At 63.3% G+C, this 20,805-nt stretch carries 19 protein-coding genes and 1 tRNA gene; 7 read left to right on the top strand and 13 right to left on the bottom strand.

Going from position 1 to position 20,805, the window contains the following annotated elements; translation table 11 throughout:
- Nucleotides 1-205 precede the first annotated feature (205 nt).
- The 7 genes from AC0L23_RS10130 to rpmH all read right to left on the bottom strand — a co-directional run bounded on the left by AC0L23_RS10130 (nucleotide 206) and on the right by rpmH (nucleotide 5,957).
- On the bottom strand, nucleotides 206-1,192 hold the full coding sequence (locus AC0L23_RS10130; protein WP_018453032.1) for a DUF1036 domain-containing protein: 987 nt from the start codon (nucleotides 1,190-1,192) through the stop codon (nucleotides 206-208).
- A 68-nt stretch (nucleotides 1,193-1,260) separates the two neighbouring features.
- Nucleotides 1,261-2,148, bottom strand: coding sequence for an acetylglutamate kinase (argB, locus tag AC0L23_RS10125; RefSeq protein WP_007597683.1), 888 nt, complete (start codon nucleotides 2,146-2,148; stop codon nucleotides 1,261-1,263).
- 231 nt (nucleotides 2,149-2,379) lie between these two features.
- Nucleotides 2,380-2,745, bottom strand: a complete 366-nt coding sequence (locus AC0L23_RS10120; protein WP_085361179.1) for a DUF423 domain-containing protein — start codon at nucleotides 2,743-2,745, stop codon at nucleotides 2,380-2,382.
- The gene (gene yihA, locus AC0L23_RS10115) at nucleotides 2,745-3,398 is read right to left on the bottom strand and encodes a ribosome biogenesis GTP-binding protein YihA/YsxC (RefSeq protein ID WP_085351580.1); all 654 of its coding nucleotides are present in this window, start codon (nucleotides 3,396-3,398) and stop codon (nucleotides 2,745-2,747) included. The genes AC0L23_RS10120 and yihA overlap by 1 nt, the downstream gene beginning before the upstream one ends.
- A 110-nt stretch (nucleotides 3,399-3,508) precedes the next feature.
- Nucleotides 3,509-5,368, bottom strand: a complete 1,860-nt coding sequence (yidC, locus tag AC0L23_RS10110; RefSeq protein ID WP_085384274.1) for a membrane protein insertase YidC — start codon at nucleotides 5,366-5,368, stop codon at nucleotides 3,509-3,511.
- Nucleotides 5,369-5,381: 13 nt separating this feature from the next.
- A complete protein-coding gene (rnpA, locus tag AC0L23_RS10105; RefSeq protein WP_018453036.1) occupies nucleotides 5,382-5,795 on the bottom strand; it encodes a ribonuclease P protein component in 414 nt (137 codons plus the stop codon).
- Nucleotides 5,796-5,822: 27 nt separating this feature from the next.
- On the bottom strand, nucleotides 5,823-5,957 hold the full coding sequence (rpmH, locus tag AC0L23_RS10100) for a 50S ribosomal protein L34 (RefSeq protein ID WP_008542748.1): 135 nt from the start codon (nucleotides 5,955-5,957) through the stop codon (nucleotides 5,823-5,825).
- Between the two features lie 382 nt (nucleotides 5,958-6,339).
- Here rpmH and AC0L23_RS10095 point away from each other — a divergent pair, with 382 nt between their 5' ends.
- Entirely contained in the window at nucleotides 6,340-7,839 is a 1,500-nt protein-coding gene (locus tag AC0L23_RS10095) for an ATP-binding protein (protein ID WP_026232446.1), read from the top strand.
- A gap of 163 nt (nucleotides 7,840-8,002) precedes the next feature.
- Nucleotides 8,003-8,079 (top strand) — tRNA-Arg (locus AC0L23_RS10090).
- A gap of 129 nt (nucleotides 8,080-8,208) precedes the next feature.
- Here the strand turns inward: AC0L23_RS10090 and AC0L23_RS10085 are convergent.
- Complete coding sequence (locus AC0L23_RS10085; protein WP_240543316.1) at nucleotides 8,209-8,433, bottom strand: hypothetical protein; 225 nt, start codon at nucleotides 8,431-8,433, stop codon at nucleotides 8,209-8,211.
- Nucleotides 8,434-8,670: 237 nt separating this feature from the next.
- On the opposite strand from AC0L23_RS10085, the gene AC0L23_RS10080 reads away from it, so the two are divergent.
- From AC0L23_RS10080 to AC0L23_RS10060, 5 genes are all read left to right on the top strand, one after another.
- Entirely contained in the window at nucleotides 8,671-9,147 is a 477-nt protein-coding gene (locus tag AC0L23_RS10080; RefSeq protein ID WP_244561233.1) for a hypothetical protein, read from the top strand.
- Between the two features lie 696 nt (nucleotides 9,148-9,843).
- Nucleotides 9,844-10,002, top strand: a complete 159-nt coding sequence (locus AC0L23_RS10075) for a hypothetical protein (RefSeq protein WP_018453041.1) — start codon at nucleotides 9,844-9,846, stop codon at nucleotides 10,000-10,002.
- Between the two features lie 151 nt (nucleotides 10,003-10,153).
- Nucleotides 10,154-12,307 carry a GumC family protein gene (locus AC0L23_RS10070; RefSeq protein ID WP_085361154.1) on the top strand — a complete coding sequence of 718 codons (2,154 nt, stop codon included), beginning with the start codon at nucleotides 10,154-10,156 and terminating at the stop codon, nucleotides 12,305-12,307.
- A gap of 2 nt (nucleotides 12,308-12,309) precedes the next feature.
- Nucleotides 12,310-13,473, top strand: coding sequence for a glycoside hydrolase family 5 protein (locus AC0L23_RS10065; protein ID WP_085361153.1), 1,164 nt, complete (start codon nucleotides 12,310-12,312; stop codon nucleotides 13,471-13,473).
- A 78-nt stretch (nucleotides 13,474-13,551) separates the two neighbouring features.
- Nucleotides 13,552-15,132: a hypothetical protein gene (locus AC0L23_RS10060; protein WP_018453044.1), complete on the top strand. Its 1,581-nt coding sequence runs from the start codon at nucleotides 13,552-13,554 to the stop codon at nucleotides 15,130-15,132.
- Nucleotides 15,133-15,177: 45 nt separating this feature from the next.
- Here the strand turns inward: AC0L23_RS10060 and AC0L23_RS10055 are convergent, their stop codons facing one another.
- From AC0L23_RS10055 to AC0L23_RS10035, 5 genes are all read right to left on the bottom strand, one after another.
- Nucleotides 15,178-16,200: an LLM class flavin-dependent oxidoreductase gene (locus AC0L23_RS10055; protein WP_085351575.1), complete on the bottom strand. Its 1,023-nt coding sequence runs from the start codon at nucleotides 16,198-16,200 to the stop codon at nucleotides 15,178-15,180.
- Nucleotides 16,201-16,359: 159 nt separating this feature from the next.
- Entirely contained in the window at nucleotides 16,360-16,818 is a 459-nt protein-coding gene (locus tag AC0L23_RS10050) for a hypothetical protein (RefSeq protein ID WP_085351574.1), read from the bottom strand.
- Between the two features lie 48 nt (nucleotides 16,819-16,866).
- Nucleotides 16,867-17,184 (bottom strand): SdpI family protein, encoded by a 318-nt coding sequence (locus tag AC0L23_RS10045; protein WP_085351573.1) that lies wholly within the window; start codon nucleotides 17,182-17,184, stop codon nucleotides 16,867-16,869.
- A 61-nt stretch (nucleotides 17,185-17,245) separates the two neighbouring features.
- Complete coding sequence (locus AC0L23_RS10040; protein ID WP_085355343.1) at nucleotides 17,246-18,184, bottom strand: tetratricopeptide repeat protein; 939 nt, start codon at nucleotides 18,182-18,184, stop codon at nucleotides 17,246-17,248.
- A gap of 373 nt (nucleotides 18,185-18,557) precedes the next feature.
- On the bottom strand, nucleotides 18,558-20,579 hold the full coding sequence (locus AC0L23_RS10035; protein ID WP_085361149.1) for a YgiQ family radical SAM protein: 2,022 nt from the start codon (nucleotides 20,577-20,579) through the stop codon (nucleotides 18,558-18,560).
- Between the last annotated feature and the right edge of the window lie 226 nt (nucleotides 20,580-20,805).

The following is a 20,805-nucleotide window of genomic DNA, read 5'->3' as shown; positions in this document are numbered from 1 at the left end:
TGTTTGTAAGTCCGCCCCATGGCAACACCTCCAGATGGAAGTGTTGCACTTCGTTTGTGAACTCAGGGGACCCATACGCCGTGACCGATCATTGGGGCACTGCGGTCGTCGTTCTTCGCCAAACCCAATCCTGGGGTAATGGGTCCTGGCTTTCGCCAGGACGACAGCGGCGTGCGTGGCACCGGTACCATCACAACAGCACCCGTCACGGCATTGCAAACCGCAGCGTCTTGCCGCCGCTCGACATGTCCACCGCGCTAAAGCCCGTGGCCGCGAAACCGCGCGCGCCGCAGTCGGTCTGCTCGTTGGTCTCGAACTTGGTCTCGCGCGTGCAAAGCTGCTTGTCGCCGCCCCAGTTCAGCGGCTTGTCCTTCAGCTTGACGATTCGGTTATCGGCGTCGATGGCTTCCGCGAAGCTGAATATCTGCTTCGGCTGGCCGCTCACATCAGGGTGCAGGCAGGTCTTGGGGTCGATGCGATACCAGCCGCGGCTCGTCACCGATTTGCCGTCGTCGGTGGCGACCGCCGCCATCACCTTGTGCGCGGTGTCGTTGCACCAGGTGAGGCCTGTCGCAGACGGCGTCTGCACGGCATCGACCATGGTCTTGAAGAAGTTCGGCGACGACAGGATGTCGGACGACAATCCGCGGCTCTTCAGGAAAGCGGCCAGCGCGCCTTGCGTCTTCGGCCCGTCGACGCCGTCGATCGGCGCGGCGTCGTAACCTGCGATCACCAAAAGCCGCTGGATGCCGGCGAGGCGGGCCTGCTCGTCGTCATACTCGGAGTCCTCGGCGAGATAGGCGACGAAATTGCCGTCCGCGCCTTGGGTCGGGGTGATCTGGGTGAAGGCGGCTTGGGTCTGGCCGCTGCGGCACTGCCGCGCTGCCGCGATGACGAAATTGTCCTGCGCGACGCACAGCGTGTCGCTGCCGTTCTGCGGGATCGGGGATGCGCCGTAGACGCCGAGTGCGCGGGCGTTGAGCAGGATGCGGTCGGCGGAGAGCGTGCCCTGCACCACCACGCGGCAGGTGGCGGGGTCGATCCTGAACCAGCCGCGCGTCGCGGTCGCCGCCTTGTCGTCGATGCCGATCGCGGCCTCGACGACATAGGACATGCGGTTGCAGATTTTCAGGTCGGCGAAGGCCGGTGCGGAGGAGAACACGAACGAGATGGCCGCGGCAGGGAGCGTCATCAGGAAGCGCGTCAGGACGGAGCGGCGAGGCCGCCGCTCTCCCAGCACTGTTCCTGTCCGCTCTTCTCTCACTTGTGGATCAGCGTGCCCGTGCCGGTGTTGGTGAAGAGCTCGAGCAGCACCGCGTGCTGCATCTTGCCGTCGATGATGACGACGCCCTCCACGCCCTGTTCGAGCGCGTAGATGCAGGTCTCGACCTTCGGGATCATGCCGCCCGATATGGTGCCGTCCGCGATCAGCTTTCGCGCGTCCTTGACCGAGAGCTGCGGGATCAGCTTCTTGGACTTGTCGAGCACGCCCGGCACGTCGGTGAGCAGCAGCAGCCGCTTTGCCTTAAGCGCGCCGGCCACGGCACCTGCGAAAGTGTCGGCGTTGACGTTCAGCGTCTGCCCCTCTTTCGAGGTCGCGAGCGGCGCGAGCACGGGGATCAGCTCGTAGCCGATCAGCTGGTTGAGCAGCGTGAGATCGACTTTCTCGGGATCGCCGACGAAGCCGAGATCGACCGCCTTCTCGATGTGCGAGTCCGGATCCATGATGGTGCGCGTCGTCTTGGACGCCTTCACCATATTGGCGTCCTTGCCGGACAGGCCCACGGCCTTGCCGCCGGCCTCGTTGATGTAGCCGACGATCTGCTTGTTGACGGAGCCGGCGAGCACCATCTCGACGATCTCGATGGTGGCGGCATCGGTGATGCGCAGGCCGGCTGCGAATTCCGAGACGATGCCGAGGCGCTTGAGCATGGTCGCGATCTGCGGGCCGCCGCCATGCACCACCACCGGATTGATCGCGGTCTGCTCGAGCAGCACGATGTCGCGGGCAAAATTCTTCGCGGTCTCCTCGTCGCCCATGGCATGGCCGCCATACTTGATGACGATGGTTTCCTCGTCATACTGCTGCATGTGCGGCAGCGCTTCGGACAGGATGCGGGCCTGGTCGAGCGGGGAGATTTCGGTCATGAGGCGGATCTCGCTGGCGGGATACTCGGGCCGCGTTCTATCCGATTGGCGGGCGGGGCGCAAAGTGATGTTCTTCCCCTCTCCCCTTGCGGGAGAGGGTGGATCGCCGCGATAGCGGCGAGACGGGTGAGGGGTTCTCTCCGCGCGCGCAATAGTGAGTTCGTGGAGAGAACCCCTCATCCGGCGCTTCGCGCCACCTTCTCCCGCAAGGGGAGAAGGAACAAAGAGCCACTATTTCTTCACCATCACCGCCGCGAGCGTCACCGCCAGCCAGCTCAAGATCATCACCGATCCACCGGTCGGCGCCGCATATGGAAACAGCGAATGGCCGGCATATTGCCGCAAGGTGAGGTCGCCCGCGAACAGCGCGGCGCCGGCTGCGAAGCCGGACGCGGCGATGATGCCAATTCCGCCGTGCAGAAGGCCGCGCCCGAGCAGGGCGACGGTCGCGAGTATGGCGGTTGCATGAAACAGCAGCATGGCGCTTGCGGCGGCGAGCCGGCTCGCATCGCCGCCATGCGAGGAAGCGGCGGCCAGCGCGACGCCGGCGGCGCCCATCATACCGGCAAGCCCGATCAACAGGCGGAACGCCACCATTACGAGGTGCGCTCTTCCAGCAGCTTGGCGATCGCGGCGCGCAGCTCGGCCATGCCGGTTGCGCTCCGCGACGAGGTCGCGAGCACGTTCGGGAACGCGGCCGGACGCTTGGCGAGCGCGGCCTCGGTCTCGACGATGCGCGATTGAAGCTCGGCGGCCTTGATCTGGTCGGCCTTGGTCAGAACCAGCTGGTAGCTGACCGCGGAGCGATCGAGTGTCTTCAGGACTTCGAGATCGACGTCCTTGAGGCCGTGCCGCGCGTCGACCAGCACGTAGACGCGCGCGAGGCTCGCGCGTCCGAGCAGGAATTTGTGGATCAGCTCGGTCCAGGACGCGACCTGGCTCTTCGGTGCCTTGGCATAACCATAGCCGGGCATGTCGACCAGGCGCAGGTCACTTTTCCCGGGGACCTCGAAGAAGATCAGCTCCTGGGTGCGGCCCGGCGTATGCGAGGTGCGCGCGAGCGCGTTGCGGCCGGTCAGCGCGTTGATCAGGCTGGACTTGCCGACATTGGAGCGGCCGGCAAAAGCGATCTCCAGCCCCGCCATCGGCGGCAGCGTTTCAGTCGAGGGCGAGGCCCAGATGAACTGCCAGTCGCGCGTGAACAGCTTTCGCCCGACCTCGATCAGCTTCGCATCTTTGTCGTCATTCATGCGAAGGCTTTCTGTTTGTCCGCGTCATTGCGAGCGAAGCGAAGCAATCCAGAAATGCATCCGCGAAGGGACTCTGGATTGCTTCGTCGCTTCGCTCCTCGCAATGACGGCTACGTCGCCTCAGTCGTCAGTTTTTTTTTGAAGGAGTTTCGAATGTTGTCGAACAGCTCCACCTTCACGCCGTTGCGGCGCATGATGTAGCTCTGCTGGAGCACCGAGAGCGTGTTGTTCCAGGCCCAGTAGATCACGAGCCCCGCCGGGAAGCCCGCCAGCATGAAGGTGAAGATCAGCGGCATCCAGTTGAAGATCATCTGCTGCGTCGGATCCGGCGGCGTCGGATTCAGCTTCATCTGGAACCACATCGTGATGCCCATGATGATCGGCCAGATGCCGAGCGCCAGGTAGTGGCCGAACACCGGGATAGTGGTCGGATCGAACGGGATCAACCCGAACAGAGTGAACAGGTTGGTCGGGTCCGGCGCGGAAAGATCCTTGATCCAGCCGAAGAACGGCGCGTGCCGCATCTCGATGGTGACGAACAGCACCTTGTACAGCGAGAAGAACACCGGGATCTGGATCACCACGGGAAGACAGCCGGCGACCGGATTGATCTTCTCCTTGCGGTAGATCTCCATCATCTCCTGCTGCTGCTTCACCTTGTCGTCGGGGAAGCGCTCCTTCAGCGCCTGAAGCTGCGGTTGGACCGACTTCATCTTCGCCATCGAGGCGTAGGACTTGTTCGCCAGCGGGAAGAACAGGAGCTTCACGATCACGGTCACGAGCAGGATCGAGATGCCGAAATTGCCGAAGAAGCGGTAGAAGAAGTCGAGACCGAGGAACATCGGCTTGGTGATGAAGTAGAACCAGCCCCAGTCGATCAACAGATCGAAATGGTTGAGGCCGAGTTCCTTGTTGTAGCCGCCATGGCCGGCGAGCGGGAAGTTGATGCCGACAACGCTGGCTTCCTTGGCGCCGGCGAACAGCCGCGCGTTCGCGGTCGCGGAGCCGCCGATCGCGACGGTGACCGGATCGAGCAGATAATCGGTCTGGTAGGTGTGGACGTTGCCACTCGGATTCGACGAGAAGCGCGCCTGAATCTGCGCACTGGTGTCCGGCAGCAGCGCCGAGGCCCAGTATTTGTCGGTCATGCCGAGCCAGCCATTGGTGGCCTTGAAGTTCACCGTCCTGGCTTCGTCGATTTTCTTGTAGGCGTATTCCTGCAAGCCATCGAGATAGCCGATCAGGCCTTCATGCAGGATGTAGTAGCCGGAGACCTGCGGCGTGCCGTGGCGCGAGATCAGTGCGAACGGATAGAGCGTGACCGGCGCGTTGCCGACATTGCTCACCTCGTCCTTGACGGTGAAGAGGTAGTGGTCGTCGACCGAGATGGTGCGACGGAAGCTGAGGCCCTCGCCATTGTCCCATTTCAGCAGCACCGGGGTCGTCGGCGTCAGGCTGCCGCTGCCGTCCTGCTGCCAGACGGTCTGCGCGTCCGGCAGTTTCGCCGTCACGCCCGTCGCCGGTACCCAGCCGAACTCGGCGTAATACGGCTCCGCGGTCCCCGAGGGCGAATACAGAATAATCGGCGGTGACTTCGGATCGACCGTTTCGCGGAATTGCACCAGCGCGACGTCGTCGATACGGCCGCCCTTCAGCGAGATGCTGCCGGCGATCCGCGGCGTCTCGATCTTCACGCGCGGGCTGGCAGCAATGGCGGTGTCACGGCTTTGAATCGGCTGGGCTTGCTGGTTCGCGCTCGGCGTCGACGGCTGGGCCGTGCTGCCGGCCTGCGGCGTGGCGCCCGGCGTCGCGGAAGCCGTCGGCTGCGGCGTGGTCTTCTGCAGCTCGGCTTGCGCCTGTTGCTGGGCGCGCTGCTTCTCCATCGCCGGCATGTTGTAGAAATATTGCCAGGCGATCAGCACGAAGCCCGACAGAATGACGGCGAGGATGGTATTGCGGTTGTCGGTCATCATTCTCTCGTCATCAATCCGGTTTGCGGCTGGTCGCAGGAGCGGGGCCGGGCTTTAAGCCGTCGGTTGTTGGGCTGCTTTTTGAGCCGCGTCCCTTGTGCGTATGCCGCGCGGGCTTCGCGAACGCTATGCGCAGATCGTCGAGCATGGTGGCGAAGCCGCGCGAGAGCGCGTCCCTTCGGCCGACCAGCACATAATCATGATGGGGCTGCATCGACACCGGATCGAGCCGCTTCACCAGTTCGCGAAGCCGGCGCCGGATGCGATTGCGCTCGGGGGCGTTGCCGTTCTTTTTGGTGACGGTGAAGCCGATCCGGATCGGGCCGCTATCGTCGCGACCGCGGCTTTGCAGGACGAACGCGGGGCTATTCACCCGCGCGCCATTGGCAACGGCGAGGAAATCCGCTCGCTGCCTCAGCCGATCCATGATGAAATCCCAAAAAGGGGGTCCGGCTCAGGCGCTCAGACGCTTGCGGCCGCGAGCGCGGCGGGCGGCGAGCACCTTTCGGCCGCCGGCCGTGGCGAGACGGGCACGGAAGCCGTGACGGCGCTTGCGCACCAGTTTGCTGGGTTGATAAGTCCGCTTCACGGGTTTTTCTCCGCTGACCGGGCAATTTGCCTGTAGAATTGATGATAAAGTCCGGAAGATGCTGCCCAAAACGGGCCTTTTTCGGCCCCAAGAGAGCCGCTCCCGGCGGTCACACCGGGTCATCGCGGACAATTGCGCGGCTTATAAGCGAGCGCCTTCTTTTCGTCAACGCCGCACAAGAGCTCAATTCCGGCGAATATCGCTGTTTGTGCGGGGTTTTTAACCCTTGAGGTAGCGACTCGCCAAATCTGCGCTTACATCCGACCTTGGCAGATTGACGATCTGTAATTTGACCGCGCTGGGGGCGGGCCGCATCTTCGTACGCGCCAAACCCTTCACCAGCCAAATCTTCAACCCGGTAAAGGCAGCGAGGGCGAATTTCGTGGCAGCGACAGACCTCCAGCCGATCCAGGATGGGGATCAGCGGGACCCGCCGGCGGCGCTGCCGCGTGGGACGCGCGGACTTGGGCTGTCCGGCAAGCTGCTGCTGCTCACCGTCCCCCTGGTGATGATCGCGGCCATCCTGCTCTACGTGCCGGCCATCGCCAACTTCTGGGTCAACCGGCTCAACGACCGCGTCGCCGCGGCCAACACGGCGGCGCTGGTGCTCGATGCGGCGCCGCTCGGCATGGTCCCCGATTCGCTCTCGCGCGAGATCCTGAAAAGCATCAATGCGCGCGCCGTCGCCATCAAGATGGGCCAGCAGCGCCGTCTGCTCGCCAGCGACAATCTGCCCGCCGCGATCGAGCACGACATCGACCTGCGCGACATGACGGCGTGGGAGGCGATCACCGGCTCGTTCCGGATGATGCTGGAGACCGGCAACCAGGCCATCCGGATCGTCGGGCCCGGCGTCGGCAACGCCCAGTTCATGGAGATCGTCACCGACGAGCTGCCGCTGCGGCAGTCGATGTACCGCTTCTCCCGCAACGTCGTGGTGGTCGCGCTGATCATCGCTGTGTTGACCGCGGGCCTCGTCTATCTCGCCATGCATTATCTCTTCGTGCGCCCGATGCGGCGGCTGACCGCGAGCCTGGTCGGCTTCCACGAAAATCCCGAGAGTTCGGCGGGGATCATCGTGCCGAGCCAGCGCAGCGACGAGATCGGCGTTGCCGAGCGTGAATTGTCGGACATGCAGCGCGACCTGATGTCGATGCTGCATCAGAAGAGCCGGCTCGCCGCCCTCGGCCTCGCCGTCTCCAAGATCAATCACGACCTGCGCAATCTGCTGGCCTCGGCACAACTCCTGTCGGACCAGCTCGCCAGCGTGCCGGATCCGCGGGTGCAGCGCTTTGCGCCAAAACTCGTCCGCTCGCTCGAGCGCGCCATCGCCTTCTGTCAGTCGACCTTGTCTTACGGCCGCGCCCAGGAAGCCGCGCCCGACCGGCGCATGATCATGATCGAGCCGGTGGTGCTTGAGGTGCGCGAGACCGCTGGCCTTGCCTCCGACGCCTCGATCTCCTGGGTCGCCGCAATCGAGCGCGGGCTCGCGGTCGATGCCGATCCCGACCAGCTCTTCCGCGTGCTGCTCAACCTCGTCCGCAACGCCGCCCAAGCGCTGGAAAGCCATGCGTCCGCCGAGGGCGGCGCGCAGCAGATCCGGATCACGGGAAAACGCGAGGGCGCGGTCGCCATCCTCGAGGTCTCCGATACCGGCCCTGGCGTGCCGCAGAAGACTCGCGAACACCTGTTCGAGGCGTTCCAGACCTCCGGCCGCCCCGGCGGCAGCGGCCTCGGCCTTGCCATCGCCGCCGAGCTGGTCCGCGCCCATGGCGGCGACATCCATCTGGTCGAAGGCACCATCGGTGCCACCTTCCGGATCGTCATCCCCGACCGCCCCGTGGAACTGCTCTCCGTCCGCAACGAGCGGGCGCGGGCGTAGGTCGGCCGGCGGCTGAGTGCGGAAACCGTCATTTCCCAGCAAAATCACCTCAATCCGGACCTTGCCAATTGGGGCAAGAGCGGTTAGTCAGGGCGCTCTTTCGCACCCCTCCGGCGTCGCCGGGGGCTGCCTGCGGGCCACGCCCGCAATGTCAGCGAAAAACGCGCCCGTAGCTCAGCTGGATAGAGCATCAGACTACGAATCTGAGGGTCGGACGTTCGAATCGTTCCGGGCGCGCCATTTTCGAATACGCGATCGACGCCGATTTCCCGCATCCATTCGTTTCGTCCGCAGGCGGCGCACCCGTTTCGGCGCGATGACAATCAATTGCACTGTTCGGGATTCTGCGTACCGCCGACAAAGCCCGCTTTAGCGCCGCCCTACATCTTGCGCCGCCAGATCCGAACCAAGCCCCTTGCTCGTCAGCAAACGGTTGAACTGATCGGCGGAAAAAAGCTGCCCGTCCGGAGCCGTGATCGACACTACAAAACCATTCACCGAATGCTTGCGGGCCAGGATCACCGCAACGATCGCGCTGTCACGGAAATCCACGGTGCGGCAGTCGTCTTTTACAGCTTCGATGATGAATGTCATTTGGCCCACGACCACCGTTGGCACGCGCCAATTGCGCGCCCGGCCACTCAATCCCGTATCGGTGAAAATGATATTGCCGACAAGCCGGCTATTGACCCGATTGAACCGCAACCATACCCATATTGGGGGAAACAGCAGACCGGTCCTGCCTCACGCGCGGTGCGCCACGGATACATAGAACCGGCTTGTGGGCGTCGGACCGGACATCCGTAGAATCGGGGACTGGTGATGGTTGGTATGACTGAAGGCGAGGACATCGCGTCGGATTTGATCCGAACCGTCTCCCGCCACTCGTTGGCCTACATGCTGTGCGCAGCCAGCGAAATGTTCCGCCACTACGATTTCGATCCGCTGGACTTGATGATCATTCATGCGGTCCTGAACGCCAACGTTCTCAAGATCATGAAGACCCCCGAACTCGACCGGCAATTTGGCAGTATCCAGGCGGTGGAGCCGGACAAGATCAAGCAGGGCGTTTCCCGTGCCGCCCTGTCCCGCTTTTTCGGTCTGCCGATCGAAACCGTTCGGCGGCGCGCCGATCGCTTGAAGAAGCAAGGCATTTTCCGCGAGACCGACCAGGGTCTGATCGTAACCGAAGCCAACCAGTTCAAGTTCGGCAATAATCACGAGTTGCAGAGAACTAACATGCTCCTGGTGCGGAAATTCCTCCGTGACCTGACGGAAGCGGGCGTTGAGCTTCCCGGCGGGATTTGATGGACCATTGGCGCTTCCGAATCGGGACCGCACCAGACGGTGCGCCATTCATCATCCGGCTTTCACGCGCTCTTCGGCCGAAAAGCGACGATGGATCCGCTTGGCTCGTCTTCGCGCATTGCCGCCTCGATAGCCTTCGCCAACGCAGCCTGGTCGAATGGCTTTGATAAGCGCGGCAGGCTGGATCGTTCGTTGCTGGGAATCTCTGCGTATCCCGGGCTCAGGAGGATGACCGTCCCGGGGCGCTCCGCGGCGACAGCGCCGGCCAGCTGCAGTCCAGTCATCCCAGGCATGGCAAATTGTCCTCCCCTGACGACGCCGAATCATCCTCGGCACCAAGATCGTTTCCGCCTGACAGGGACCGCGCCGATGATCGGCCGCGGCATCCGTACCTCGTCAGACGAGAATCAGTTGAGAATAATGCCGGCCGCGAGCCTGCACCGCAAAGTGCCAGCAAGTCGGCGGGTTCCCGCAAAAGATGTATATCGCGCGACCGCCCGTGATACGCGAGGGCACGTCACAGCTGCTGCGCAGGCAAGGGCGCGGTGTGCTATGAATGGTAAGATCCAGGCACGCTCGGCCGGCGGTGCGAGGTGCAGCACGCAACATCACTTGTAATCTGCTTCACACGCAAATGCGCCCAATGACGCTAGACAAAACAGGTCGCGCCTCCGCGCGGCCTGTTCGGAGCTGGCGATGATGGCTGCACTGGCAAAGGCGATATCCCGCGCGACGAGAACCAACGTTGATGTCGAAACTCTGAAAGTCCTCGTGATCTTTTCGGGCGCGGGCTTGCTGCTCTCTCTCGTGGCCGCAATGATCTACGGGCAGGCTGGCAACGCCGCTTTGTTTTGAGATCCGGCGCGCCGGGTCGTCGAAGTGCGTCGTCTCCTTAACGAACCGTTTACCGAGCTTCGCGGCAGCCGTAACCGCGGGTTAACCATGGATATTTACGGTGCAGCAAGTCTCTAGGCTGTGCCTGTTAGTTGATTTCGAGTCCAACCCCATGGCGTTCGGTAGAAGCGCATCTCCGCGAAGCATCGCCCCGACGGAGCCCGCGGCTTCGTGGGAAGCGCCGCGGGCTGCGGCGGCGACGCCCGACAACACCGCCCCCGCGCTGATCAAGGGATCGCTGACCCTCACCGGCGCGTTCTCTTTCCTGCGTGAGAACGGCCGGCGCATCCTGATGCTGGCGCTGGCACTCTTCGCGCTCGGCGTCGCCGTGCTGATGGTGCTGCCGGTCCGCTATGCCGCGACGGCGCTCGTCGTGGTCGATCCCCGCGAGCTGCGCGTGACCACGGATCAGGACGTGCTGCCTGGCATCGGCCAGGACGCCGCTGCGCTTCAGAGCCAGATCGAGATCGCCAAATCGGACGGCTTTCTCCGGCCCCTGATCGAGAAGCTCAAGATCGCCGACGACGAGGATATCGCAGGCGGTCATACCGACATGACGCGCCTGCTCGAAAAACTCCGCAGCCGCCTCGATATCTCGCGTCGCGGCCTGACTTACGTCATCGCCATCTCGTTCACCTCGAACAGTGCGGAGCGGGCAGCGTATTATGCCAATGCCATCGCAGAGGCGTTCGTCGCGACCCAGAGCCGCGTCCGCAGCGATGCGACGGACGAGGCGGCCGACTGGCTCAAGGACCGGCTGAAGACGCTCAGCGAGCGCCTGCGCGTCTCGGAAGACGCCGTCGCAGCCTTCCGGCTCGAGCACAAGATCCTCAATGCCGGCAAGGATTCCACCACCCAGCAATTGCGGGTGACCGACCTGAACCAGCAGGTCTCCGCGGCTCGTGCGCGCACCGAGGAAGCCAAGGCGCGTTACGAGCAGGTGCAGCGCGATCTCAAGGCCAATGTCGAAGGTCCGGTGAAGCAGGATCTCCTGAGCATGCTTCGCGCGCAGCGCTCGACCCTGAACGACCAGATCGCACAGAAGAAGGCGGTCTACGGCGACCGCCATCCTGATCTTGCGATCTCCTACAGCCAGTTGGCTGACATCAACAGGCAGATCGAGGTCGAGCGGAAGAAGAACATCGACACCGCGAAGTCCGAATACGAGGCCCAGCTCGAGCAGCAGGCCGCGCTGGAAAAGCAGCTCAAGGCGGTCGAGACGCAGATGCTGGTGGACGGCCAGGCGCTCGTGAAGCTGCAGGAGCTGCAGCGCGATGCCGATGCCAACAAGAACATCTACGAGCAGTTTTTGTCGCGGTTCAAGACGACCAACGAGCAGCGTCAGCTTCAGAGCTCGCAGACCAAGATCGCTTCGCCCGCGATCCCGCCGCTGCGCTCGACGCGTCCGCCGCTCGCCTTGCTGCTCGCCGCGCTCGCGATCGGCTCGCTGCTGACGTCAACCGCTACGGTTGCGGCGATGATGAGCATGTCCGACAAGTCCGATCCTGCCGAGGCTCCGGCTCGAACGCCCGCGCGGGCGGAGGCGAGGGAGACGCCCAAGCGGCAAGCCCAACGTCCGGCTCCGGCCGTGCAGCAACCCGAGGCGATGCCGAACCTTCCGGTCTGGTCCCGCATTCCCGAACTGATGTCGGGAGCGGCGCCCAACACTGTCTGGCAACGACCGATTGCCGCCCCAGCCGAGGTCGATCTCGGCGCTTACTTGCGTCCGCTGCTCGAGCGTATCGATCGTGCCCCAGTGCGTGGCTGCAAGGTCGCCCTCGTGCTGTCGGTCGGCAAGAGCGCCGGCGGCAACACCGTTGCGCGCTCGCTCAACCGCGCGGCCGTCAATCGCGGCATGATGAGCGTGCTGATCCGGCTGCAGCCGGAATTCGCGGGCGCCCAACCGCCGGTGACCGAATGGCAGGACGGCTCGACCACGGCAGGACTCCAGTCGATCGACGAGCTGCTGAGCGCCGGCAGGAAGGCCGATGCGCGGCCGGAGGACGACATTCGCTCGGAGTTCGACTTGATCATCGTCCATGCGAACAATCTTGCCTTGCAGCCAGATGCGATCGCGCTCGCCGCGCACGCGGACCTGATCATCCCGGTGGTGCGCGCCGGCGAGCTCGGTTCGGCGGCGATGCGACGGGTGACCGCCGCGCTGTCGAAGTACGCCACCGTGCCGACCGGTCTCGTCGTCAATCATGCGCCCGCCGGCTCTGCCGCGCCTCACCCGGACGGCGGTGCGCTTAGCAGGGCGGTTTGACGATGGCGACGCCGTGCCGTCGTCTGCTCCTTGCCACGATCTTGCTATCCACGATCTTGATGCCAACGTCGCTCGCCTCCGCGACATCGGCCGAAACTTGCGTACCTGCCTCGCAGACCGTCGCGCCGGACAGGCTCGCCGCACTGTCGCGCGGGTTCAATGCCGACGGCTGGATCAATGGCGAAAAATCCGCGCCTCCAACTCGCGAATTGCTGCAGCAGCTTCGCAAGGCCGGGATGGGCCATGTCCGCTTGCCGGTGCCGGCCGAGCGCGTGATGCTGCGCTTCGCTTCGAAAGCGGAACGCGATGAGACGCTGCGTGCGCTCGACAAGGCATTGAAGCAGCTCATCTCGCTCGGCTATTCAATCTCCGTCGATCTTCATCCCGGCGATCGTTTCAATCGCCTGCACAAGGACGACGCCGACGCCTCGCTGCGCGAGCTGGAGGATGCGTGGGGCACGCTCGCCCGGGTCATTCAATCGTTCCCGGCCGACCGCGTGTTCGCCGAGCTGCTCAATGAGCCCGACATCGAAGCCGACAGATGGCAAAAGCAGGTCGAAACGCTCGCCGCCTTCGTTCGCCAATTGCTTCCCGCGACCACGCTGATCGTCGGCCCGGTCGACTGGCAACGCGCGGACTCGCTGCCGCGGTTTCGCCCGTTGCCGGATCCAAACGTCGTCTACGCCATCCATTTCTACGATCCCATGGTGTTCACACACCAGGGCCACTGGGACGTGCAGGATCCGCTGCACGACATCACGGATCTGCGTTATCCGATCAGCGCCGGCGATCCCGGGGTTCAGGCGCTCCGCCGGGATTTGCAGGACAGAGGCGCGACGAAGGCGCTCCTCATGCTCGACACGGCGATTGCCGCCGCCAGGGACAAGCCGGATATCAGCCGCTGGCTCGCGCCCGCGGTCGCGTGGCAGCAGCAATTTTCGCGGCCGATCATCATCAACGAATTTGGCGTGTTGAAAGCCGCGGCGCCCCGGGACAGCCGCGTACGCTGGCTCGCGGCCGTGACCGCATATGCGCGGGCGCATTGCTGGGGCTGGGCGCATTGGGAGCTGGCGCAGGGATTCGGCCTGCTCGAAAACGGGACCGGCAAGCCCGATCCCGACGTCATGCGCGCGCTGTTCGGCGCCGCGAAGCCGGGCCGCCGCTGAAGCCGGTCCGTCATCGTTAACGAATCCTTACGCATCCTGCCGCTATCGTGGCCGCCGCGCTGCGCCAAAGGACGAGTCATGAGTGGCGGGACCTCACCGCATCTTCAAGCCGTGCAGGCGGGCTGTCCCGAGCCTTCGCGTTCGCCTTCACGTTCGCCTTGGCGCGAGCTGATCCCGACGCTCTGCATCGCCATCGCAACCATCGGCTTTGTGCCGGTCCTGCACGGGGCGAGCCCGGTCCTGTCCCTGACCGTCGAAGTTCTCGTCGCCATCGCCATCGTGGTTGCGGCTCCAACCTACGCGCCGGCGATCGCGATCTTCGTCCTGTTCTTCCAGAACCTGTTCGTCTCGATCCTGTCGCCGCTGATTTCGGCGCCGTCCGACCTGGACTTCATCAAAGGCTATAATTTTCTCGTCTGCTCCGTGATGTGGCTGACGACATTTGGGCTCTACGTCGCCGGCCAAAGGAACCGGTCGACTGAGGTCAATCAGATCATGCGCTGGGGCGTCGTGACCCTCGCCGTGGTGTCGTTGTATTTCGCGATCGGCTTCGTCCAGGACGGCCAGGCGGCAACGGTCTATCTGCGCAACATCGTGCTGCCGCTGTTCCTGTTTCAGCTCTCGCTGCTGACGGCCGCGACCTATGAGGTTCGCGCCACGCCGTTCCTGGTGACGCTTGGAGTCATTCTGATCCTGTGCGGATACGTCGAGTTTGCGTTTCGGGATTTCTGGCTGGCCGTCACCAACGGCTACACGTTCTGGGGTTTCGACGAGCTCAAGGCGGCCCGCTCCGGCGCTTGGGAAGCCGAGATGCGCGCCACCGGCAACGTGCCGGTCGATCTGAAGGATCGCTTCAGCTTCGACTTTCTCAATACGCCCCTGCTCGAAGGGTTCGGCGTGTCGAAGATCCTCCGCATCCACGGGCCGAATATGCACCCGATCAGCTTCGCGTACGGGATCGCGTTTTTCGGGCTTTTCCTGTTTTCGGTAGGGCGTCCGGTTCTGGCCCTCGTGGCGTTGCCGCTGCTGATCGTTTGCAGCGTGAAGGGAGCGCTCATCGTGGTGGTGTTCGTCGCCACGGCCTGGATATCGACCCGTCTGCTCGGCGCCGTGGTGACGCTATGGCTCGGCTTCGTGGCCTTGATCGTGTTTGCAATTGTCGCGATCCGCGTCGGCTTGCAGATCGGCGACTATCACGTCCTCGGCCTCATGGGCGGCTTGAACGGATTTCTCGAAAAGCCGTTTGGCCGCGGCCTGGGCGTCGGCGGAAATCTGTCGGACGATTATTTCTCGATCGACTGGAGCGCCGCGCAGGCCGCCGGAACGACCAACGGCGCCGTCGAGAGTGCGATCGGGGTCCTGCTGTACCAGATGGGCATCGCCGCCCTCGTTCCGCTGGCGTTTCATTTCGCGGTGGCGCTGAAGGCCTGGCGTCTTTATGCGTTCTCCGGATATCTGACGCAGGGGCTCGCGGGCTTCGGCGTCATGGTCGTGCTGCTGAATGGATTGTTTCAGGAAGAGGCCTTGTTCGCGCCGCTGGCGCTGGGGCTCATGCTCTCGCTCACCGGACTGGTCATCGGCAGCCAGATCAGGGCGCAGACGGTCTCCGTTCCGGATGCCGATCCGGAGCGGCTGGCACACTACCAGCCCGCGACGTAGCCTTTAAAAGCCGTAACCTTTAAAAATTGTGCGGCAGTCCAGGCGTCACCGCCACCCCAGCGCAGGCGCCACATGCGTGAGGATCGCCTCGATGGCGTGCGCGCAATAGTCGACGCCGAGCTGGTTCGGAATCGTCAACAGCAACGTGTCCGCCTCGGCGATCGCCTCGTCCGCTCGGAGCTGCTCGATCAGCACATCAGGCTCCGCCGCATAGGAGCGGCCGAAGATCGCGCGGGTGCGCGGGTCGATGAAGCCGACCTGGTCCTCGCTGCCGCGCTCGCCGCCGAAATAGGCGCGGTCGCGATCGTCGATCAGCGCGAAGATGCTGCGGCTGACGGAGACGCGCGGCTCGCGGGGGTGGCCGGCCTCTTTCCAGGCTGCGCGATAGGTACGGATTTGCGCGGCCTGCTGCACGTGGAAGGCTTCGCCGGTCTCGTCGTTCTTGAGCGTCGAGCTCTGCAGATTCATGCCGTGCCTGGCGGCCCAGACCGCCGTGGCGTTCGAGCCGGCACCCCACCAGATCCTCTCGCGCAGGCCTTCCGCATGCGGTTCGAGCCGCAACAGCCCCGGTGGATTTGGGAACATCGGCTGCGGGTTGGGTTTTGCAAAACCTTCGCCGCGCAAGATGTCGAGAAAGACCTCGGCATGACGCCGGCCCATGTCGGCGTCGCTCTCGCCGTCGGCCGGCCCGTAGCCGAAATAGCGCCAGCCATCGATCACCTGCTCGGGCGAGCCGCGGCTGATGCCGAGCTGGAGGCGCCCGCCGGCGATGAGATCGGCAGAGCCTGCGTCCTCCGCCATATACAGCGGGTTCTCGTAGCGCATGTCGATCACGGCCGTGCCGATCTCGATCTTGCTGGTCCTGGCGCCGACCGCGGCCAGCAGCGGAAAGGGCGAGGCGAGCTGGCGCGCGAAATGGTGCACGCGGAAATAGGCGCCATCGGCGCCGAGCTCTTCCGCCGCAACCGCAAGCTCGATGGATTGCAGCAGCGTGTCCGCAGCCGAGCGGGTCTGCGATTGCGGCGAGGGCGTCCAGTGCCCGAAGGAGAGGAATCCGATTTTTTTCATGGAGGCAACATATGGATGACCGGAGGAATTTGCGACATCTCGGCCGGAGGAAAGATGGCAGCATGGAAAGGCGCGTGTGCCTAGGTGACGCTCCTCCGTGGGAAAGCAGACCTAAGCAGACAATGTTGCAAGCGCGCCTTTTGACCCGAAGCGGACATTTTAGAAGATGCTATCGAGATTGTTGTAGTCGTACTCGATGATCGTCGTCTTATCGAGGCGATCTTCTCGCCTGCGGACCAGACCCGTCTCAGGCGAAATCCAAAATTCCGAGAGCTGCTTTCCAGCCGCATCTCCTTCCAGAGTGGCGTAAAAATGCTCGGTAGTGATCCCCTTTGTTGTTGTTGCACCCAACATGCGACAGGCCGAGACCTTGGGGAAAGCCTCAATTTCCTTATAGGGAGCGTAAGCGGGTTCATTCGCGTTGTGTCGGGATATGCCTGCGTACGACCTGCATAGACCATTCTTGTCCCACTCGGTCCCATGGTAGAGAACGCGAAACGACGTGTTCGCCTGCTTCGCCAAAGCCTCCACAATTGGCTTGCAGTCGTCGGCCCAAGTTCCGCCTGAAGAAACGGCTGTCAAAATTGCTAGATATCTCAGAATAGCTGGGAGCTTCATTGAACGCCTCTCTTAGCAGTCCAAAGCCGATTTGCCCTTGAGCTGGTTTCAGAGGGTCGTTCTCGCCTTCATTAAAACGAACAGGTGAGAACCGGCAGCGATCAGCGAGAAAATGACTATCCCTAATTCAGTACCGTGCACATGCCGCGGGGAATATGTCGAAGCGAACCAGATGAAGAACCGGACCACGGCCATGAAGGCAATCATCCCCCACATAGCAAGCCATTTTGGGGCGTACCAAATTGGCTCGCCGTTGGGGCCCCATTGCATAGCAACGCGCTCGGTTTCGATACGTGGGCCAAGATAAAGGTTTAACCCGACGACCAACGCGATAGCGAAGCCAAAGACGTAGTCTGCTGGTACCATGCTTGGCGCCTTCCAATGCTATATCCGAGGTAACAGCTGTAGATCAGGCGACCGTTGATCCCTACTTCGAGCGGAGTCTCTGCAGCCGCTTCACGGCGAATTCGTCGCCAGGATTCAGTATTAAGACAGCCTCGTAGTCGCGATACGCACGATCAAGCTCGCCTGCCCGTTCATGGGCCAGTCCTCGATACCTCAGGGCCGTAGTGGAGTTGGGGCTGAGTTCGACAGCCTTATTCAAGCTTTCGACCGCGGCCCTCTCATTCTTCAGTTTGAGATGTGCGTCTCCAACGCCCACGCGAAGTCGATAGGTATCGTCTTGCGTAAGATATCCGAGTGCCAGCGCCTTGTCGTAATCGTCCAGCGCGGTTTGCGGTCGGTCCGAACGATTGTAGGCCTCGGCCCGTCCGAACATGAAGGCGCCCGACGTCGGATCAAGTCTTATTGCCTCGTCAAATCGATTGATTGCTTCCTTGAACTTGCCTTGTTCCACAAGCGCCAGCCCCTGGCCATTGGGGAAAGCCCCGTTATCCGGGAACAGCTTCGCCCCGGCGGTGTAGTCGGCCAGCGCAAGCTCAAAGCGACCTTGGTGGTGATAGAAAAAGCCGCGGCCTATATAAGCGCGCGGGTCGGTAGAGCCGACCATTTCGACGGCCGCCGTGAAATCGGCCTCGGCTTGATCCCATCTTTTTGCCAGCTGAGCCGTTACACCCCTCATCCGCAGCAGTTCCGCCCGGTCCTCAAGACTGAATTGCTGTTCGAGCCCTTTGGAGTAGATTTGAATGGCTCGCTCAAAGTCCAGCTTGCTTACGGCAACGGCAGCAGCCGTCTGGTAAGTCTGGGCGTCAGACGCAATTGCCGCAGAACAGAACCACCAGAGCACGGACAGGAAGGCAGTCCCGCGCATCACCCGCCTCTGTGCCAGGCCTATTTTCATTTGCTTCTCCGGGCCGAGAAATCGCTCTTGCCCGAAGTTAGCGCAATCGAGAATAGAGAGTTTCAAACAATGCAACTGCAATGCTGATTGCGGTTAAACAATCGTCAAGCGAGAAGGGCTATTCGCCATTGCGAAGCAAGTGCAGCGTGGCCTCCGCATGAAGCTCGAGGATATCGATACGGAGTAGCGGTTGGCGCTCGCCCTATCACGCGTGCCGCGACAATGGCATCTTGCGCCTGTTTTGCCCGACGAGTCAATATTTCGTTAAAACCTAATTTTCGTTTTTCCGTTATCTCGCCCGGCGGATTCAACGGATTCGGTAATCGCCTAAGTCATTGATCCCGTTCATGCCGGCTACTGTGCATGGGGTTGTTTTCGAGGTTTTTGTTTTGAGGGCACGACAGTGCGAGGATGAACCGGACCTGATCCGGCTCGCCCGCTACTTCATCACCCGCAAATTCTTGGTCGTGAACCGCTGCGTCTTGCCGTCTGGACGAACCGGCCGCCGCGTGCCGGCGGCCTTGCCGGTGCCGGGCGGCTGGTGCGCGGGGACCAGCTGGTCGGGGCGCGAACCGATCAGATCGGCGCGGCCCATCTCTTTCAGGGCTTCACGCAGCACCGGCCAATTGTCGGGGTCATGGTAGCGCAGGAACGCCTTGTGCAAGCGGCGCTGGCGCAGGCCCTTGATGGCCTCGACCTTGTCGCTGCCACCGCGCCGCACGCCGCGCAGTGGGTTGACGCCGGTGTGGTACATCGCCGTCGCGGTCGCCATCGGCGAGGGCAGGAAGGTCTGCACTTGATCGGCGCGGTAGCGGTTCTTCTTCAGCCACAGCGCGAGGTTCATCATGTCCTCGTCGGTCGTGCCCGGATGCGCGGCGATGAAATACGGGATCAGGTAGTATTTCTTGCCGGCCTGTTCGGCCGCGGCATCGAACATCCGCTTGAACTGGTTGTAGGCGCCGATGCCGGGCTTCATCATCTTGTCGAGCGGCCCGCGCTCGGTATGTTCGGGCGCGATCTTGAGATAACCGCCGACGTGATGGGTGACGAGCTCCTTGATGTATTCGGGGCTTTCGACCGCGAGGTCGTAGCGCACGCCGGAGGCGACCATCACCTTCTTGATGCCCTTGGTCTCGCGCACCTTGCGATAGAGCCGGATCAGATCGTCATGCGAGGTGTTGAGATTCGGGCAGATCTCGGGGAAGACGCAGGACGGCCGCCGGCACGCCGCCTCGACCTTCGGATCCTTGCACGCCATCCGGTACATGTTGGCGGTGGGACCGCCGATGTCCGAGATCACGCCGGTGAAGCCCGGCGTCTTGTCGCGGATCTTCTCGATCTCGCGCAGGATCGAGCCCTCGGACCGGTTCTGGATGATGCGGCCCTCGTGCTCGGTGATCGAGCAGAAGGTGCAGCCGCCAAAACAGCCGCGCATGATCGTCACCGAAAACTTGATCATGTCCCACGCCGGGATCTTCGCGTCACCGTAGGACGGATGCGGGGCGCGCGCGTAAGGAAGATCGTAGACGGCGTCCATCTCCTCGCTGGTCAGCGGAATCGGCGGCGGGTTGAGCCAGAGATCGCGATCGCCGTGGCGCTGCACCAGCGGCCGCGCATTGCCGGGATTGCTCTCCCGGTGCAGCACGCGGGACGCGCGCGCATAGGCTTCCTTGTCCTGCTCGACCTGCTCCAAAGCGGGCAGCCGGATCACGGTCAAGCCTTTCGTGCGCGAAGCGCCCTCATCGGCGGAGTCGATATCGTCGGCGTGCAGCTCGGTGTAATCGTCGGGCACGCGGCGGAACAGCGCGACGCCCCTGATGTCGTCGAGCTCGCGCGGCGCCTCGCCGGCGGCGAGACGATTGGCCACTTCGACGACGGCGCGCTCGGCATTGCCGTAGAGCAGCAGGTCCGCCTTGGCGTCGGCCAGCACCGAGCGGCGCACCTTGTCGGACCAGTAATCGTAATGCGCGATCCGGCGCAGCGAGGCCTCGATGCCGCCGAGTACGACCGGGACGCCCTTGAACGCCTCGCGGCAACGCTGCGCGTAGACGACGGTGCAGCGGTCCGGCCGCTTGCCACCTTCGCCGCCCGCGGTATAGGCATCGTCATGGCGCAGGCGACGATCCGCGGTGTAGCGGTTCACCATGGAGTCCATGTTGCCGCCGGTGACGCCGAAGAAGACTTTTGGCTTGCCCAGTGCCTTGAACGGCTCGGCCGAATGCCAGTCCGGCTGCGAGATGATGCCGACGCGAAAGCCCTGCGCCTCCAGCAGGCGGCCGATGATGGCCATGCCGAAGCTGGGATGGTCGACATAGGCATCGCCCGTCACCAGCACGATGTCGCAAGCGTCCCAGCCGAGCGCATCCATCTCGGCGCGGCTCATCGGCAGGAACGGCGCCGGCTTGTGCGGGCGTGCCTGCGCCATCAGGGGTTTTTCGGCGGCGATGATCTGGATGTCCATGGCGCATACGCATAGGACTCCGGGCCTCCGAATACAACCGACGGGCAGGTGAAAGATCCGGTTCCGCGACCGGCAGCCCGGGCGTGCGACCGCGTTAACCGTTCGCGAGCGCCGCCATCAGCTGTCTGCACCTTCTCGGGTCACGCGCAGGAACCAACTGCCCTCGCGAACATTCTGATGCAGGGTTGCGCTGGGCCCGGCTGGCGCGCGCTCGCCTCCGGGGTGT

This window comes from Bradyrhizobium sp. MI1.4, assembly GCF_055811315.1.
This window is presented reverse-complemented; position numbering and strand designations above follow the sequence as displayed.

Coding starts and splice junctions, on each gene's coding strand:
- argB (WP_007597683.1), bottom strand. CDS start 2,148: ATGACCGAAATCTCCCCGCTCGACCAGGCCCGCATCCTGTCCGAAGCG.
- AC0L23_RS10045 (WP_085351573.1), bottom strand. CDS start 17,184: ATGGTACCAGCAGACTACGTCTTTGGCTTCGCTATCGCGTTGGTCGTC.
- AC0L23_RS10085 (WP_240543316.1), bottom strand. CDS start 8,433: ATGACATTCATCATCGAAGCTGTAAAAGACGACTGCCGCACCGTGGAT.
- yihA (WP_085351580.1), bottom strand. CDS start 3,398: ATGAATGACGACAAAGATGCGAAGCTGATCGAGGTCGGGCGAAAGCTG.
- AC0L23_RS10070 (WP_085361154.1), top strand. CDS start 10,154: ATGGCGTTCGGTAGAAGCGCATCTCCGCGAAGCATCGCCCCGACGGAG.
- AC0L23_RS10130 (WP_018453032.1), bottom strand. CDS start 1,192: ATGACGCTCCCTGCCGCGGCCATCTCGTTCGTGTTCTCCTCCGCACCG.
- AC0L23_RS10035 (WP_085361149.1), bottom strand. CDS start 20,579: ATGGACATCCAGATCATCGCCGCCGAAAAACCCCTGATGGCGCAGGCA.
- AC0L23_RS10120 (WP_085361179.1), bottom strand. CDS start 2,745: ATGGTGGCGTTCCGCCTGTTGATCGGGCTTGCCGGTATGATGGGCGCC.
- AC0L23_RS10050 (WP_085351574.1), bottom strand. CDS start 16,818: ATGAAGCTCCCAGCTATTCTGAGATATCTAGCAATTTTGACAGCCGTT.
- AC0L23_RS10065 (WP_085361153.1), top strand. CDS start 12,310: ATGGCGACGCCGTGCCGTCGTCTGCTCCTTGCCACGATCTTGCTATCC.
- AC0L23_RS10080 (WP_244561233.1), top strand. CDS start 8,671: ATGACTGAAGGCGAGGACATCGCGTCGGATTTGATCCGAACCGTCTCC.
- AC0L23_RS10075 (WP_018453041.1), top strand. CDS start 9,844: ATGATGGCTGCACTGGCAAAGGCGATATCCCGCGCGACGAGAACCAAC.
- AC0L23_RS10060 (WP_018453044.1), top strand. CDS start 13,552: ATGAGTGGCGGGACCTCACCGCATCTTCAAGCCGTGCAGGCGGGCTGT.
- rnpA (WP_018453036.1), bottom strand. CDS start 5,795: ATGGATCGGCTGAGGCAGCGAGCGGATTTCCTCGCCGTTGCCAATGGC.
- yidC (WP_085384274.1), bottom strand. CDS start 5,368: ATGACCGACAACCGCAATACCATCCTCGCCGTCATTCTGTCGGGCTTC.
- AC0L23_RS10055 (WP_085351575.1), bottom strand. CDS start 16,200: ATGAAAAAAATCGGATTCCTCTCCTTCGGGCACTGGACGCCCTCGCCG.